This window comes from Streptomyces sp. NPDC086777 (assembly GCF_040702065.1).
In the GTDB taxonomy this organism is placed as follows: Bacteria; Actinomycetota; Actinomycetes; order Streptomycetales; family Streptomycetaceae; genus Streptomyces.
On record NZ_JBFBJI010000078.1, the window covers coordinates 1 to 18,619 of the forward strand.

Sequence of the window (18,619 nt, forward strand, 5' to 3'; positions counted from 1 at the left end):
CACACCACCGCCACCGCACCCGGAGCGGCAGCCACCCACTCCCCGAACAACACCGGCCACGACACATCCGCAACCGCCACACCCGTGTCGTTCCAGTCCACCACCACCCGCCGCCGTTCCGCGTCCGTGAGCACGGGTACGTGTGCCACCCGCACCAACGGATCACCCGCGACCGCCGACAACACCCGCACCAACCGCTCAGCGATCGACCCGACCGTCCCCGCCTCGAAAAGATCCGCCGAACCGATCACCGACCCCCGCAACCCCACCGGACGACCCGCACCATCAGTGACCTCACTCAACGTCACTTCCAGGTCGAACTTCGCCGCCCCCAGCCCGCTCTGCATCTGCTGCACGCTCAGTCCCGGTACGTCCAGCATGGCCGGACCGGCGTTCTGGAGGGTGAGCATGACCTGGAAGAGCGGGTGCTGGGCCAGGGAGCGGTTCGGGGCCAGGATCTCGACGAGTCGCTCGAACGGGACGTCCTGGTGGTCGAGCGCCGTCAGGCTGGTCTCCCGCACCCGGTCCAGCACGTCCGTGAAGGTCGGGTCGCCGGTCAGATCGGTTCGGCACACCAGGGTGTTGACGAAGAATCCGACGAGGTCGTCCAGCGCCTGGTCGGTCCGGCCGGCCACTGCCGTGCCGATGGGGATGTCCTCTCCCGCGCCCAGCCGCGACAGCAGTACCGCCAACGCGGCCTGCACCACCATGAACAGTGTCACGCCCCGCTCACGCGCCAACGCGGCCAACCGCACGTGCACGTCGGCCGGTATGTCGAGCGCCGTCACGTGCCCGCGGTGGGACGCCAGCGCCGGACGCGGCAGGTCCACCGGCAGGGCGAGCTCCTGCGGCGCGCCCGCCAGCGCCTCCCGCCAATAGGACACCTGGGCGGCCAGCAGGCTGCCAGGATCGTCCTCGCCACCGAGCAACTCCCGCTGCCACAACGCATAGTCCACGTACTGGACCGGCAACGGCTCCCAGCCCGGCGCGCGTCCCTCACACCGCGCCGCGTACGCCAGGGAGAGATCACGGGCCAACGGCCCCATCGACCAGCCGTCTCCCGCGATGTGATGCAACACCACCACCAGCACATGCGCGTCCGCATCCGCATCCGCATCCGGGCCCGTCTCGACCAGCAGTGCCCGCAGTGGAGTCTCGGCCGTCAGATCGAAGACGTGGTGGACCTCGGCCGCCACCAGACCCGCCACCTGCTCCTCGGCGGCGTGGACGACCCGCAGCACCGCACCCGTCCCGGCGGGGTCCAGGACCTGCTGGTACGGCTCTTCCTCCGTGGTCCGGTACACCGTGCGGAGCACTTCGTGCCGGGTGACGACGTCCCCGAGTGCAGCTCGCAGCGCGTCGACGTCCAGGGGCCCGTTCAGGCGCAGCACGACGGGCATGTTGTAGGTGGCGCTCGGGCCTTCCAGCTGGGTCAGGAACCACAACCGGCGTTGCGCGAACGACAGCGGCATGCGTTCGGGCCGCTCCCGGGGGGTCAGGCCGGTGCGTGCCGGAGCGGCGTCCGTGATCCGTGCCGCCAGCCTGGCGGGGGTGGGGACCTCGAAGAGCAGCCAGATGCCGGCTTCGACGCCCAGCATGGTGCGGATCCGGTTCACGAGCCGGGTGACCAGGAGGGAGTGTCCGCCGAGTGCGAAGAAGTCGTCGTCGGGGCCGACGTGTTCGACGCCCAGGACATCGGCGAAGATCTCGCACAGGACGCGTTCCTGTTCCGTGGCGGGCTCGCGGTGCTCGCCGTCGGTCCGGTATTCGGGGGCGGGCAGGGCGTTGCGGTCCACCTTCCCGTTGGCGGTCAGGGGCAGTTCGGTCAGTGCGACGACGGCGGCGGGCACCATGTGGTCGGGGAGGTGTTCGCCGGTGAAGGTGCGCAGTTCGCGCGGCAGATCGGTGTGCGCGCCCGGTTCGCCGTCGGGGACGACGTAGGCGATGAGACGCTTGTCTCCGGGGGTGTCCTCGCGGGCGGTCACCACGGCCTGGGCGACCTTCGGGTGGGTTGCCAGGACGGTTTCGACCTCGCCGGGCTCGATGCGGAATCCTCTGATCTTGACCTGGTCGTCCGCCCGTCCGGCGAAGACGAGCCGGCCGTCGTGGGTCCAGCGGGCGAGGTCGCCGGTGCGGTACATCCGCTCGCCGGGCGTCCCGAAGGGGCAGGCTGTGAAGCGTTCGGCCGTCGTGCCGAAACGGCCGTGGTAGCCGCGGGCGAGTCCGGCCCCGGCCACGTACACCTCGCCGGTCACGCCGGGCGGTACGGGTGCGAGGCCGTCGTCGAGGAGGTAGATCCGGGTGTCGTCCATCGGCCGGCCGAGTGGCAGGACGTCGTGGAGGGCTCCGGCGTCCGTGACGAGGTGCTGAGTGGCGCACAGTGTCGTCTCGGTCGGCCCGTAGAGGTGGCGTACCGCCACGCCGGGACAGGCCGCGAGGACGGCGGCGACGGCCGCGGGCGGCACCACGTCCCCGCCGCTCAGGACTTCCCGCAGGCCGGTGAAGCAGCCGGGGTCCTCCTCGGCCAGGACCCGCATCAGTCCCGCTGTCACATGTACGTGGGTGAGTCCGTGGTCCTCGGTCAGCGAGCGCAGTACGCGGCCGTCGACGTCTCCGGACGGGGCCAGGACCACGGTGCCGCCGCTGGTGAGGGGCACCCACAGTTCGTAGACGGAGGCGTCGAACGCGTACGGCGCGTGCGCCAGCACGCGGGCCGGTTCGCCCCAGCACCGGTCGGTGACCAGTTCGACGAGGTCACGCTGGGAGACCACGACGCCCTTCGGGGTGCCGGTCGACCCCGACGTGTACATCACGTACGCGGTCAGGTCCGCCGGCCGTCCGCCGGGCAGGTCGGCGGGGTCCTCGTCGTCGCCGGCCCCCGGCGGGACGATCACCGTTCCGGTGGCGGTGGCGGCCCGTCCGAACGTGCCGTCGGCCGCGGCCGGGTCCGCCACGGCGACGCGGGCGCCGCAGTCTTCGAGGACCATGGCCGTACGGGCCGCCGGCCAGCCGGGGTCCACCGGCAGCAGTGCTCCGCCGGTCTTCCAGACCGCCAGGACGGCCACGACGAGTTCCACGGAGCGGTCCATGGCGACGGCCACCGCGGTCTCGGGGCCCACGCCGTGGCGGGTGAGGGCCCGGGCCAGCCGGTTGGCCCGCGCGTTCAGCTCCGCGTAGGTGACGCTCTGCTCCCGGCACACCACGGCGACGGCGTTCGGTGTGCGTGCGGCCTGCTGTCCGAACAGTGCGGGCAGCGAGGTGGGGGCGGCGGTGGTGTTCCAGCCGCCGAGAATCTGCTGTCGTTCGGCGTCGGTGAGGATGTCGATCTGCCGGAGCCGCGCCCGCGGCCTGGCGGCGACGCCGGTCAGTACCCGGACGAACCGCGCTCCGATCGTGTCGGCGGTCGCCCGGTCGAACATGTCGGCCGCGACCGTCAGTGAACCGCGCAGGCCGGCGGGGCGGTCGTCGTCGAACGTCTCGGTGACGGTGATGCTGAGGTCGAACTTGGCCGGCTTGGCCTCGGGCGGCAGGGTCTCCGCCCGGATGCCGGGGATCTCGGTCCTCCGCGGGGTGTCCTTCTCGACCGCCAGCATGACCTGGAAGAGCGGATGACGGGCCCGCATCCTGGTCGGGGCGAGTACCTCGACGAGCCGGTCGAACGGCACGTCCTGGTGGTCGAGGGCCGCCAGCCCGTACTCGCGTACCCGGGCCAGCAGTTCGGTGAAGTCCGGGTTGCCGGTGAGGTCGGTGCGCAGCACGAGGGTGTTGACGAAGAACCCGGCCACCCGGTCCAGTGCCTGGTCGGTGCGGCCGGCCACGGCGGTGCCGATGGGGATGTCCTCGCCCGCGCCCAGACGGGACAGCAGGACCGACAGAGCGGCCTGCACCACCATGAACGAGGTGACACCGTGTTCGCGGGCCAGGGCGGCCAGTTGCTCGTGGACGGCGCGGGGGACGTCGAAGGTGACCGTGTGTCCCCGGTGCGACGGTACGGCGGGCCGGGGCCGGTCCCTGGGCAGGGTCAGCTCCTGCGGGGCGCCGGCCAGGGCCTGCCGCCAGTAGTCGATCTGAGCGGCTTGGAGGGTTCCGGGGGTGTCCTCGGCGCCGAGCAGTTCGCGTTGCCACAGGGTGTAGTCGGCGTACTGCACGGGCAGCGGCTCCCACTGCGGTGCCCGGCCTTCGCGGCGCGCGGCGTACGCCGTGGACAGGTCCTCGGTGAGCAGGTCCGTCGACCAGCCGTCACCGGCGACATGGTGGATGACCACGACCAGGACACCCGTGTCCGGGCCGGTCTCGACGAGCAGTGCCCGCAGGGGTGTTTCGGCGGAGAAGTCGAAACCGTGCCGGAGTTCGGCGGTGACCAGGGCGGCGGTCTGTGCTTCGGTGGTGGCCTCGGCGACCCGCAGCACCCGTCCGCTCCGGTCCGGTTCCAGGATGCGCTGCCAGGGTTCCCCGTCGCTGACGGGGAACACGGTGCGCAGCACCTCGTGCCGGGTGACGAGGTCGTCGAGCGCCGCTGCCAGCGCGGCGGCGTCGATCCGTCCCGTCAGCCGGAGCACCACCGGAAGGTTGTAGGTCGGGCTCGGGCCTTCCAGCTGGGTGAGGAACCACAGCCGGCGTTGTGCGTAGGACAGCGGCATGCGTTCGGGCCGCTCCCGGCGCGCCAGGCTCGCCCGGGCCGGTCCGGCACCCGCGATGCGCGCTGCCAGACCGGCCGGGGTGGGCGTCTCGAACAGGGCCCGCACGCCCAGTTCGACCCCGAAGACCGACCGCATCCGCGACAGCAGCCGCATCGCCAGCAGTGAGTGACCGCCGCGTTCGAAGAACCCGTCGTCGACGCCGACCCGGTCGACGCCCAGGGCTTCCGCGAACACTCCGCACACGATCTCTTCCAGCGGCGTGGCCGGCGTGCGGCCGCCGTCGCCGGCCGTGTACTCCGGCGCGGGCAGGGCCGTCCGGTCGACCTTGCCGTTCACCGTCAGCGGCAGTCCGTCCGGGAGCAGGACCACGGCCGCGGGCACCATGTGCTCCGGCAGCCGCTGGGCGGCGTGGCCGCGCAGGACGGCCGGCAGGTCCCGGGTCGCGGTCGCGGAACCGGCGGCACCGTCGGCGGGCACGGCATAGGCGACCAGGCGGCGGTCGCCGGGGGTGTCCTCGCGGGCGATCACCGTGACCTGGGCGACCTGTGGGTGCGCCGCCAGCGTTGCCTCGATCTCGCCGGGTTCGATCCGGAAGCCGCGGATCTTGACCTGGTCGTCGGCGCGGCCCATGTGCAGGAGTCGTCCGTCGGCGGTCCACCGGCCCAGGTCGCCGGTGCGGTACATCCGCTCTCCCGGTCCGCCGGACGGGCACGCCACGAACCGCTCCGCGGTCAGCCCGGCACGGCCGGCGTATCCTCGCGCCAACTGGCCGCCCGCCACGTACAACTCGCCGGTGACGCCGGGCGGGACGGGGCGCAGGAACCGGTCCAGCACGTGGACGCGCAGGCTCGGCAGCGCCTGCCCGACCGCGCTGCCGCGCGGCGAGCCTCCGCGGGCGGGCGGGCGCACCTCGTCGAAGGTGACGTGCACCGTCGTCTCGGTGATTCCGTACATGTTCACCAGGACCGGGCCGTCCTCCCGGCGCCGGTGCCACCACTCCCCCAGGCGCTCGCTGTCCAGGGGCTCTCCGCCGAGGACGACCCAGCGCAGCGCGGACCCGTCCTGGGTCAGCCGGTCGGAGCCTGCCGCCCGGATCAGTTCGTGGAAGGCGGACGGGGTCTGGGACAGGACCGTCACCCGCTCCTCGGCCAGCAGCCGGAGGAACGCGTCGGGGGAGCGTGACACATGGTAGGGAACCACCACGATCCGTCCGCCGTGCAGCAGTGCCCCCCACATCTCCCACACGGAGAAGTCGAACGCGAAGGAGTGGAACCAGGACCAGGTGTCGCCGGTGCCGAAGTCGAACCGGTCGCGCAGCGCACCGAACAGTGTCACCACGTTGTGATGGGTCACCAGGACGCCCTTGGGTGCGCCCGTGGAGCCCGACGTGTAGATCACGTACGCCGGATGCGCGCCGGTCACCGGCACCGGCCGGTCCTGGCCGCTCAGGTCCGCGGTCGGCAGGGCGGCGAGGTCCGAGGTCGTCTGCGGGCCGTCCAGCAGCAGTACCGGGGCCGCGGGTGTCACGGGCAGCACGTCCGCGAGGGCTTCGGTGGTCAGCACACACGCCGGCTTCGCGTCCGTCAGCACGAAGGCGATCCGGTCCCCGGGGTAGGCGGGGTCCACGGGCACGTAGGCGCCGCCGGCCTTCAGTACGGCCAGCAACGCCACCACCAGGTCGGTGGAGCGGTCCATCAGCAGGGCCACCACCGTCTCCGGGCCCACTCCGTGCCGGACCAGGAGCCGGGCCAGCCGGTTCGCCCGGCCGTTCAGCTCTCCGTAGGTCAGGTGCTGATCACCGCTGGTCAACGCCACGGCGTGCGGTGTCCGTGCCGCCTGCTCCTCGAACATCGCGGGCAAGGTGACGGGCGGGGCCGGCGGCACGACGGAGCTCGTCGCGGGTTCCGGGAGGAGCCGGGCCCGCTCGTCCTCGGACAGCACGTCGATGTCGTGGAGCCGTACCTCCGGGTCCGCGGCGACCGCCGTCAGCACGCGGGTCAGGCGGTGGGCGATCGCCTCGACGGTGTCCGCGTCGAACAGGTCCGCCGTGGCGACCACCGAGGTCCGGATGCCCGCCGGCCGGCCGTCCTGGAGGAGCTCGGTCATCGATATGTCGAGGTCGAACTTGGCCGACTGGGGCGCGCCGGAGTGTGCTTCCGTTCGGACGCCGGGCAGCTCGAGGACCGCGGGATCGTTGTTCTGCAGGGTGAGCATGACCTGGAACAGCGGGTGGCGGGCCATGGAGCGCTGCGGTGCGACGAGTTCCACCAGCCGTTCGAACGGCACGTCCTGGTTCTCGAAGGCCTGCAGATCGCGTTCGCGTACCCGGCGCAGGACCTCGGCGAAGGTGGGGTCGCCGTGCAGGTCGGTGCGGAGTACCAGGGTGTTGACGAAGAAGCCGACGAGTTCGTCGAGGGCCTGGTCGGTGCGGCCGGCCACCACGGTACCGATCGGAACGTCCTCGCCTGCTCCCAGCCGGGACAGCAGCACGGCCAGGGCCGCCTGCGCCACCATGAACAGGGTGACACCCTGGGCGCGGGCCAGCGCGGCGAGTTCGGCGTGGACGTCCGCCGGGACGTCCGCTCGTACCGTGTGTCCCCGGTAGCCGGCTTCCGCGGGGCGCGTGCGGTCCGCGGGCAGTGCCAGTTCCTGCGGGGCGCCGGCCAGCGCCTGCCGCCAGTGGCCGGCCTGGGACGTCAGCAGGCTGTCCGGACGGTTCTCCTCCCCCAGCAGCCGCCGCTGCCAGAGGGTGTAGTCGGCGTACTGCACCGGCAGCGGCTCCCACTGCGGTGCCCGGCCTTCGCGGCGCGCGGCGTACGCGCGGGAGATGTCCCGGGCGAGGGGCGCCATCGACCAGCCGTCGCCGGCGATGTGGTGGAAGACCACCACCAGCACCGCGGAGTCCGGGCCGGTGGTGATCAGCAGCGTCCGTACGGGGATCTCCCGCGCCAGGTCGAACCCGTGGCGGCTCTCGGCGGCCACCAGCTCCGTGACCTGCTCCTCGCCGGCGGGTGCGACCCGCAGTACCTCCCCGGTCTCCGTCGTGTCCAGCACCCGCTGGTACGGTTCACCGTCGTGCGCGGGGAACACCGTCCGCAGCACCTCGTGCCGTGCGAGCACGTCCCGCAGCGCCGACCTGAGTGCGGACACGTCCACGGGCCCGGACAGCCGCAGCGCCGCGGACATGTTGTAGGTAGGGCTCGGGCCCTCCAGCTGGGCCAGGAACCACAACCGGCGCTGTGCGTACGACAGCGGCATCCGCTCGGGCCGCTCCTGGCGCGCCAGAGCGGCCCGGGCCGGACCCGCTGCCGCGACGCGTGCCGCCAGGCCGGCCGGGGTGGGCGTCTCGAACAGGGCCCGTACGCCGAGTTCGGCCCCGAAGACGGAACGGACCCGGGACAGCAGCCGCATCGCCAGCAGCGAGTGGCCGCCCAGTTCGAAGAAGCTCTGCTCCGGAGAGACCTGCTCCAGGTCCAGCACCGTGGCGAAGACACCGCACATGAGCTCTTCGGCGAGCGTCACCGGTCGCCGCCCGGGGCCGTCCGCCGTGTAGTGCGGCGCGGGCAGCGCGGCACGGTCCACCTTCCCGTTCGCCGACAACGGCAGCTCGTCCAGCACGACCACCGCGGACGGCACCATGTACTCCGGCAGTTGCCCGGCGGTACGGGTGCGCAGTTCGCGCGCCAGGTTCTCGGTGGCCGCGCCGACCGGCACCACGTAGGCGACGAGGCGTTTGTCTCCGGGGGTGTCCTCGCGGGCGACGACGGCGGCCCGGGCCACGCCGGGGTGACCGGCGAGGGCGGCCTCGACCTCACCGGGCTCGATCCGGAACCCGTGGATCTTCAGTTGCTCGTCCGCCCGTCCCATGAACACGAGCACGCCGTCGGCCCGCCACCGCACCAGGTCGCCGGTGCGGTACATGCGTTCGCCCGGCCCGCCGAACGGGCATGCCACGAACCGCTCCGCGGTCGGCCCGGTGCGCCCGACGTAGCCGCGCGCGAGCGGGAGTCCCGCGATGTACAGCTCCCCGGCCACCCCCGCGGGCACCGGCCGCAGGGAGTCGTCCAGGACGTGGAGCCGGGAGTTGGCGATCGGGGCGCCGATCGGCGGTACCGCGTCCGGGTCGTCGGTGCACCGGTGCCAGGTCACCGCGATGCAGGCCTCCGCGGGTCCGTATCCCTGGACCAGGTCGGCGCGCGGGAACAGGGTGCGGACCCGGTCCCGGAGGGCACCGGGGACTCCCTCGCCGCCGCTGGCCACCTGCCGCAGGCCGGACAGACCGGTCACCGTCGGTTCGTCCAGCACGCCGGTCAGCGCGGAGGCGATCAGGTGCAGCACCGTCACGCGGTGCCGTCGTGCCAGCTCGATCAGGTACCCGGGGTCGGCCGCGCTGCCGGCGGGCGCGATCACGAAGCTTCCGCCGCTGACCAGGGGGCAGAACATCTGCCAGACCGAGGGGTCGAAGCCCATCGGTGCGGTGAGCATGAACCGGTCCGACGCCCCCCAGCCGAACTCCTCGACGCGGGCCAGCAGATGATTGACCACCGCCTGATGGGTGACCATCACCCCCTTGGGGGTGCCGGTCGAACCCGAGGTGTACATCACGTACATGGGGTGGACGGGAAGCAGCGGGCGACGCCCTTCGGACGCGTCCGCGTCGGCCGGCAGGGGCGGGTCCGTGACGGCGTGGCCGTCCACCGTGAGCATGGGCAGGCCGAGTTCGCCCTGCAGCACCTCGGGCAGAGGGTCGTCCGTGATCACGCACACCGGCCGGGCGTCGGCGAGCATGAAGGCGACGCGTTGTGCCGGGTACGCGAGGTCGATCGGCAGGTAGGCACCGCCGGCCTTGAGTACCGCCAGCAACGCCACGATCAGGTCGGTGGAGCGGTCCATCGCCAACGCGACCACGGACTCCGGGCCGACGCCCCGGCGCGTCAGCACCGCGGCCAGCCGTGCCGCCCGCTCGTCGAGCCGGGCGTAACTGATCTCCTCGTCCCCGCAGATCACCGCGGGTGCCTCCGGGGTACGCGCCGCCTGCCGCTCGAAGAGTTCCGGCACCGTCAGCGCGGGCATCGCCCGCGTGGCGCCGTTCCCGAGGGCCAGCAGCTGCTCACGCCCGTGCGGCGGCAGCACCTCGACCGCACGCAGGGGCGCGTGGGGCTGCTCCTCCAGCGCCCCGAGCAGGCCCTCGACGGCCGTCTGCACCAGCTCGCAGACCTGCTCAGCGTCTCCCGGAGCGACCACACCGGCCGTCAGGGCGAAGCCGGTGCCGGAGTCGTCGACCGAGACCGCCAGCGGATAGTTCGTACGGTCCTCGGTGGACAGCACCCTCATGCCCGTCAGGTCGCCAGGCTGCGATCCGTCCACGGGCTCGTGGCTGACGTGGCGGTAGTTGAAGAGGGCGGTGAACAGGGGGAGCGACCCCGGGACGCCGCCGGCGTTCTGGGCGAGGGCCAGCGGGGTGTGTTCGTGCACGAGCAGGCCGGCCAGCTGTGCCTGCATGGCCCGTACGGCGCCCAGCACGTCCACGTCCGTGAGGTCCACCCGTACCGGCAGGGTGTTCATGAAGGGGCCGGGGGTCCGTTCGGCACCGGCTCCCGCGCTCATCCGGCCCAGCAGGACGGTCCCGAACACCACGTCCAAACGGCCCGACAGGGTGGCCAGCACCCGCGCCCAGGCGACGTGGAAGAGCGTCGCGGGGCTCACGCCCAGCCGGCGTGCCTGGTCCCGGACCCGGCGCGCGAGAGCGTCGTCGACCGGCCGCCGTGTCCGCCGCACGCCGCTGCCGTCACCGCGGGTGTCCGAGAGACCGAACGGCAGCGTCGGCTCCGTGACATCACCCAGCAACCCCGCGAAGTACGCCTCGTGCTCCGTACGCGAGACACCCAGCCGGGCCTGCGCGACGAAGTCACGGAACGGCACCGGCGCGGGCAACTCCTGCCCACGCCCCGCCATCAGCGCGGCCACCTCACCCAGCACCACGTCCGACCCGGTGTGGTCCCGCAGCAGGTGGTGCACCTGGACCAGGGCGAGCCACCGGTCGGTGCCCGGCTCCGCCGCCACCCGTACCCCTACCAGCGGCGCCCGGCGCACGTCCATCCACCGCCCGGCCGTCGCCGGCAGCTGGACCGCGGGGTCCGCGTCCGGGGAGAGCGTCACCTCGGTCACCGGAATCGCCGCGTGGCGCCACACCACCTGCACCGGCTCGGGCAGCCCCTCCCACACCACACCGGTGCGGTAGATGTCGTAGCGGTCCACGACCTGCTGCAGGGCCGACAGGAACCCGTCCAGGCGTGCGCGATCGTCGAAGCCCAGGGTGAGGGAGAGCAGATACGGATCGGCGTCCTCCGGTCCGGCGAGCAGGTGGTGGAAGAAGATGCCCTCCTGCAAGGGGGCCAGGGGGTACACGTCCGCGACGTTCGCGGCCCCGCCCTCGACCGACGCGCACACCACCTCGATCTGCGCCGGGGTCAGATCCACCAGCGGCAGCATCTCCGGGGTGATCAGCGTCGCGCCGTCCGGAATACCGTTCGGCGGCACCACCACCACTCCACCGGCGTCACCGGCCGCGGCCAGCCCCGCGGGCGTCGGCGACTCGAACAACGCCCGCACCGATACGTTCAGCCCACGCTCACGCAACCGCGACGCCAACGACACCGCCAGCAGCGAATGCCCGCCCAACTCGAAGAAGTTGTCCTCCACCCCCACCCGCACCAGACCCAGCACCTCGGCGAACACCCCGCACACGGTCTCTTCCAGCACGGTGGCCGGGCCCCGGCCGGTTCCCGCCGAGCCGTACTCCGGCGCGGGCAGCGCCATCCGGTCCACCTTGCCGTTCACCGTCAGCGGCAGCGCGTCCAGCACCACGACGGCCGCGGGCACCATGTGGACCGGCAACCGCCGGCCGACATGCGCACGCAGCTCACCGGGCAGGCCGTCCATCGCAACACCGTCACCGTCGATCACCACGTGGGCGACCAGGCGCCTGTCACCGGGGACGTCCTCCCGGACCGTCACCACCGCCCGGGCGACCGCCGGATGCGCCGTCAGAGCGGCCTCGACCTCACCCGGCTCGATCCGGAAGCCCCGCAGCTTCACCTGATCGTCGGCGCGGCCGACGAAGACGAGCCGACCGTCCCGGGTCCAGCGGGCCACGTCCCCGGTCCGGTACATCCGCTCACCCGGCGCCCCGAACGGACACGCCACGAACCGCTCCGCCGTCAACCCCGCACGACCCCGGTACCCACGCGCCAGTTGGGCCCCGGCCACGTACAACTCACCCGCCACCCCGGGCGGCACCGGCCGCAACCACCGGTCCAGCACATATGTCCTGGTGGTCGCGAACGGGCGGCCGATCGGGACCGCTCCCTCGCCCAGCTCCGCCGGGTCGATAGGGTAGTGCGCGCTGCCGACGGTGCCCTCCGTCGGCCCGTAGTGGTTCACCACGGCCGCGCCCGGGTGTTGTTCGCGCCACCGCCGTACCTGGTCCCAGTCGAGCGCCTCGCCCCCCACCATCAGCTGCCCGGTCGGCGCACACTCCTCGGGCAGCGTCTCCAGCAGCGGCAGGTGGCTGGGGGTGACCTTCAGGAACGCCGTCCGCCGGCCGCGCAGCACGGCGGGCAGTCCCTCGTCCAGGGCGGCCACATACACACGGCCACCGCTGACCAGAGCGGGGTACAGGCCTGTCACGCCCAGGTCGAACGAGACCGACGCGTGCAGCAGGGTGCTCTCGCGCACACCGGGATACGTCTCGGCACACCACGCCACATAGGCCGCCAGCGCCCCGTGCGTGATCACGACGCCCTTCGGCCGTCCCGTCGACCCCGAGGTGTACATCACATACGCCGCGTGCTCCGGCCCCGGCACCACCGGCTCGACCGCCGCTGCGGGCTGCGCGGCCACCTCCGCACCGTTCACCACCACGCCGAGCCCGTCCGGCAACCGGCCCGCCGACGCACCGCTCACCACCACACACACCGGCCGGGCGTCCGCCAGCATCGACTCCACACGCTCCACCGGGTACTCCGGGTCGATGGGCACATAGGCACCGCCCGCCTTCCACACCGCCAGCAGCGCCACCACCACGTCCGCCGACCGCTCGACCATCACCCCCACCACCGACTCCGGCCCCACCCCGCGCGCCACCAGCGCCCCGGCAAGACGTGACGCGCGATCGTCCAGCTCCCGATACGTCACCTCCTGCCACGCGTCCGCCACGGCCACCGCGTCCGGCGTGCGTGCCGCCTGCGCGCCGAACCGCACCGGGACGACGTCCGGAACGTCCATCACGCCCGTGTCGTTCCAGCCCTCGACCATCCGCGCCCGCGTGTCCTGCGGCACCACCTCAAGTGCGTGCAGCGAGCTGCGGGAATCGTCGTCCAACGCCTCGACGAGGCTCTCGACGGCCGTGTGCAGCAGCCCGCACACCGACCCCGCGTCTCCGGGTTCGAGAGCGTCGACCGTCAGCTCGAACCCGGTCTCCGTGTCGTCCACGGCCACGCTCAGCGGGTAGTTGGTGCCTCCTCTCCCGTAGACCGTCGTGACGCCGTCCCACGCGAACCGGTCGCCGTCGCCGTGCCGTCCGTCCGTGTGCCGGCTGTGGCGGTAGTTCAGGAGGGAGGTGAACAGGGGGGCGGAGGCGGGGACGCCGCTGGCCTTCTGGGCCAGGGCCAGCGGAGCGTGCTCGTGCACGAGCAGGCCGGCCAGCTGCGCCTGTACCGCCCTTACGGCGCCCACCGCGTCCGAGCCGGCGACGTCCACCCGTACCGGCAGGGTGTTCATGAAGGGGCCGGGGATCCGCAGGGCGCCCGGTCCGGCGCTCATCCGGCCCAGCAGGACCGTCCCGAACACCACGTCCGGTTGTCCCGCCACCGTCGCCAGCACCCGCGCCCAGGCGACGTGGAAGAGCGTCGCGGGGCTCACGCCCAGCCGGCGTGCCTGGTCCCGGACCCGGCGCGCGAGTGCGTCGTCGACCGGTAGCCGTGTCCGCCGCACGCCGCTGCCGTCACCGCGGGTGTCCGAGAGACCGAACGGCAGCGTCGGCTCCGTGACATCACCCAGCAACCCCGCGAAGTACGCCTCGTGCTCCGTACGCGAGACACCCAGCCGGGCCTGCGCGACGAAGTCACGGAACGGCACCGGCGCGGGCAACTCCTGCCCACGCCCCGCCATCAGCGCGGCCACCTCACCCAGCACCACGTCCAGCGCGGTGTGGTCCTGCACCATGTGGTGCGCCTGCACCAGGGCGAGCCACCGGTCGCTGTCCGGCTCCGCCGCCACGTGCACCCGTACCAACGGCGCGCGCCGCACATCCATCCACTCGCCCGCCGCCGACAACAGCTCGGCCACCCGGTCGCCGTTGCGGGAGAGCGTCACCTCGGTCACCGGGACCACCGCGTGGCGCCACACCACCTGCACCGGCTCGGGCAGCCCCTCCCACACCACACCGGTGCGGTGAACGTCGTGCCGGTCCACGACCTGCTGCAACGCCGACAGGAACCCGTCCAGGCGAGCGCGATCGTCGAAGCCCAGCACCATCGGCACCAGATAGACATCGGCCTCGCCCGGCCCGCTGAGCAGGTGGTGGAAGAAGATGCCCTCCTGCAAGGGGGCCAAGGGGTACACGTCCGCGACGTTCGCGGCACCGCCCTCGACCGACGCACACACCACCTCGATCTGCGCCGGGGTCAGATCCACCAGCGGCAGCATCTCCGGCGTGATCAGCGTCGCGCCGTCCGGAATACCGTTCGGCGGCACCACCACCACTCCACCGGCATCACCGGCCGCGGCCACCCCCGCAGGCGTCGGCGACTCGAACAACGCCCGCACCGACACACCCAGCCCACGCTCACGCAACCGCGACGCCAACGACACCGCCAGCAGCGAATGCCCGCCCAACTCGAAGAAGTTGTCCTCCACCCCCACCCGCGCCAGGCCCAGCACCTCGGCGAAGGCCTCACACACGATCTCCTCGGCCACCGTCGCAGGTCCCCGCCCACCACCGGCCCCCGCATACTCCGGCACCGGCAACGCCGCCCGGTCCACCTTCCCGTTCACCGTCAACGGCAACACGTCCAGCACCACCACCGCCGACGGCACCATGTACTCCGGCAGCCGACGACCCACATGCACACGCAGCTCAGCGGACAGCGCGTCCACCGCAACACCGCCACCGTCAGGTACGACGTAAGCGACCAGGCGCCTGTCACCGGGGACGTCCTCCCGGACCGTCACCACCGCCCGGGCGACCGCCGGATGCGCCGTCAGAGCGGCCTCGACCTCACCCGGCTCGATCCGGAAGCCCCGCAGCTTCACCTGATCGTCGGCCCGGCCCACGAAGACGACCTGGCCATCGGCCGTCCAGCGGGCCACGTCCCCGGTCCGGTACATCCGCTCACCCGGCACCCCGAACGGACACGCCACGAACCGCTCCGCCGTCAACCCCCCACGACCCCGGTACCCACGCGCCAGTTGGGCCCCGGCCACGTACAACTCACCCGCCACCCCGGGCGGCACCGGCCGCAACCACCGGTCCAGCACATGGATGCGGGTGTTCGCCACCGGCCCGCCCACCGGAGGCGCCGTGGCGACAGCGGGGTCCACCGGGCCGGTGGTGGTCACCATCACGGTCGCCTCGGTCGGCCCGTACGTGTTCACCAGCGTCCGGCCGTCGGCCCATCCCCGTGCGAGCTCGGCGGTCAGCAGTTCGCCGCCCACGAGGACCCGCGACAGTCCCGGCACCGCCGTCGGATCGACCACGGCCAGCAGTGACGGCACCACACTTGCCGCCGTCACCTCCGAGCGGACAATCAGCCCGGCCAGCAGCCCGGCATCCGCCCGCTCGTCCGCCGTGGCCACGACCAGCCGGGCGCCCGACGCCAGCGTCACCGCCACGTCCAGGACGGAGCCGTCGAACCCGAACGACGCGAACTGCAGGACTCCGTCCCCCGGTCCGGCCCCCAGGACCGGGCCCAGTCCGGCCACCAGGTTCACCAGCGCGCCCTGCGACACCACCACGCCCTTCGGGCGGCCGGTCGACCCCGACGTGTACATCACGTAGGCGGCCCGCGCGGCCAGAGGGGCAGGCCCGCCGCACGTCCCGGCCTCCACCCCCGCCGACCCCGACGGCGCGGTCGGGTCGTCCATCGCGACCACCGGGATCGCGGCCCCCGCGGGCAACCCGCCGGCCAGAGCCCGGGTGGTGACCACGCACACCGGCTCCGCGTCCGCCAGCGTCAGCGCCACCCGCTCCGGCGGATACGACGGATCGACGAACACATAGGCGCCGCCGGCCTTCCACACCGCCAGCAGGGCCACCACCACATCCACCGACCGCTCCAGCACGACCGCCGCCACCGACTCGGCCCGCACCCCCCGATCGGCCAGCAGCCGCGCCAACCCCGCCACCCGGTCCGCCAGTTCCGCGTACGTCAGACACTCGTCCGCGCACTCCACCGCCACCGCATCGGGGGTACGCGCCACCTGTGCCTCGAACAACTCCGGGAACGTCACCCCCGGCAGCACCGCGCCCGTGTCGTTCCAACCGTCCAGAACCTGGTCACGAACGGACCGGGGAAGTACGTCGAGACCGGCCAGCGCGGTGCCCGGAGCGGCGTCGACCGCCGCGATCAGCTCGGCCACCGCCGTGTGCAACAGCCGGCACACCAGCCCGGCGTCCGCCGGAGCCGCCGCGTCGACTGCCAACACGAACCCGGCCCCGAGGTCGTCCACGGCGACCGCCAGCGGATAGTTGGTCCGCTCCCTCGCGAACAGCAACTCGACGCCTTCGACCCCGACCGGCCCGCCTTCGGCCCCCTCGGACCGCGCGCCGTGCCGGTAGTTGAACACGGAGCTGAAGAGTGGAGCCGAGGCGGGGACACCGCTCACCTGCTGGGCCACGGCCAGCGGAGCGTGCTCGTGCACCAGCAGGCCGGCCAGTTGCCTCTGCACCGCCCGCACGGCACCCACCACGTCGGAGCCCGCGACATCCACCCGCACCGGAAGCGTGTTGATGAACGGGCCCGGGATCCGCAGGGCGCCCGGTCCGGCGCTCATCCGGCCCAGCAGGACCGTCCCGAACACCACGTCCGAACGGCCCGACAATGTCGCGAGCACGCGCGCCCAGGCCACGTGGAACAGCGTCGCCGGGCTCACGCCCAGCTCACGTGCCTGCTCCCGCACCTGTTCCGCCAGCCGGTCGTCCACCGTCAACCGTTCCGACCGCACGTCGGTGCCGTCGCCATGGGCATCGGTCAGGCCGAACGGCAGCGTCGGCTCCGTCACATCGCCGAGCAGACGTGCGAAGTACGCCTCCTGCTCCTGGCGGGACACGCCGAACCGGGCCTGGGCGACGAAGTGACGGAACGGCAGCGGCGGCGGCAGCTGGTCGCCGTGCCCCGCCGTGAAGGCCGCGACCTCTCCGAGCATCACCTCCAGACCTGTGTGGTCCTGCACCAGGTGATGCACCTGCAGCAGCGCCACCCACCGACCGCTCCCCCGGTCCTCCGCCCTGTGCACCCGCAGCAGTGACGGCCGTCGTACGTCCATCCATGAGCCGGCCGCCGTCAACAGTTCCTCGGCGGGATCGCCGGTCCCGGGCAGGACGACCTCGGTGACCGGGAGGACCGTGCGGCGCCACACCACCTGCACCGGCTCGGGCAGCCCCTCCCACACCACACCGGTGCGATAGATGTCATGCCGGTCCACGACCTGCTGCAACGCCGACAGGAATCCGTCCAGGCGTGCGCGGTCGTCGAAGCCCAACACCACCGACATGAGGTAGGCATCCGCCTGGCCCGGCTCAGCCAGCAGGTGGTGGAAGAAGATGCCCTCCTGCAAGGGGGCCAGGGGATACACGTCCGCCACGTTCGCGGCCCCGCCCTCGACCGACGCACACACCACCTCGATCTGCGCCGGGGTCAGATCCACCAGCGGCAGCATCTCCGGCGTGATCAGCGTCGCGCCGTCCGGAATACCGTTCGGCGGCACCACCACCACTCCACCGGCGTCACCGGCCGCGGCCAGCCCCGCGGGCGTCGGCGACTCGAACAACGCCCGCACCGATACGTTCAGCCCACGCTCACGCAACCTCGACGCCAACGACACCGCCAGCAGCGAATGCCCGCCCAACTCGAAGAAGTTGTCCTCCACCCCCACCCGCGCCAGACCCAGCACCTCGGCGAACACTTCACACACGATCTCCTCGGCCACCGTGACAGGCCCCCGCCCACCACCGGCCCCCGCATACTCCGGCACCGGAAGCGCCGCCCGGTCCACCTTCCCGTTCACCGTCAACGGCAACACGTCCAGCACCACCACCGCCGACGGCACCATGTGCTCCGGCAGCCGACGACCCACATGCACACGCAGCTCACCGGGCAGGCTGTCGGGCGCCTCACCGTCACCGTCGATCACGACGTAGGCGACCAGGCGCCTGTCACCAGGCACATCCTCGCGGACGGCCACCACCGCCTGGGCGACACCGGGATGCGCGACCAAGGCGGTCTCCACCTCGCCGGGTTCGATGCGGAAGCCGCGGATCTTCACCTGATCATCCGCACGCCCCACGAACACCAACTGCCCCTCCGACGTCCAACGAACCAGATCCCCCGTCCGATACATCCGCTCACCCGGACCCCCGAACGGACACGCCACAAACCGCTCCGCCGTCAACCCCCCACGACCGAGATACCCCCGCGCCAACCCCACACCCGCAAGAAACAACTCCCCCACCACACCAGGCACCACCGGCCGCAACCACCCATCCAACACAAACACCCGCGTATTCCACACCGGCACCCCAATCGGAACCGGACCCACCCCACCCCCGAACACCCACCCCGTCGCATCCACCGACACCTCCGTCGGCCCATACAAATTGTGCAACTCCGCACCACACACCCGCGCGAACCGCTCCGCCGACACCCCCGACAACGCCTCACCCGAACACACCACCCGCCGCAACGACCCCCACGCCCCCG

Annotated in this window: 1 protein-coding gene; it reads right to left on the bottom strand. The window is 72.5% G+C overall.

Going from position 1 to position 18,619, the window contains the following annotated elements; all coding sequences use genetic code 11:
• Positions 1-18,602: non-ribosomal peptide synthase/polyketide synthase (locus AB0472_RS45455; protein ID WP_366365530.1), on the bottom strand; the 18,602-nt coding region annotated here is incomplete at its 3' end.
• Positions 18,603-18,619: the final 17 nt, after the last annotated feature.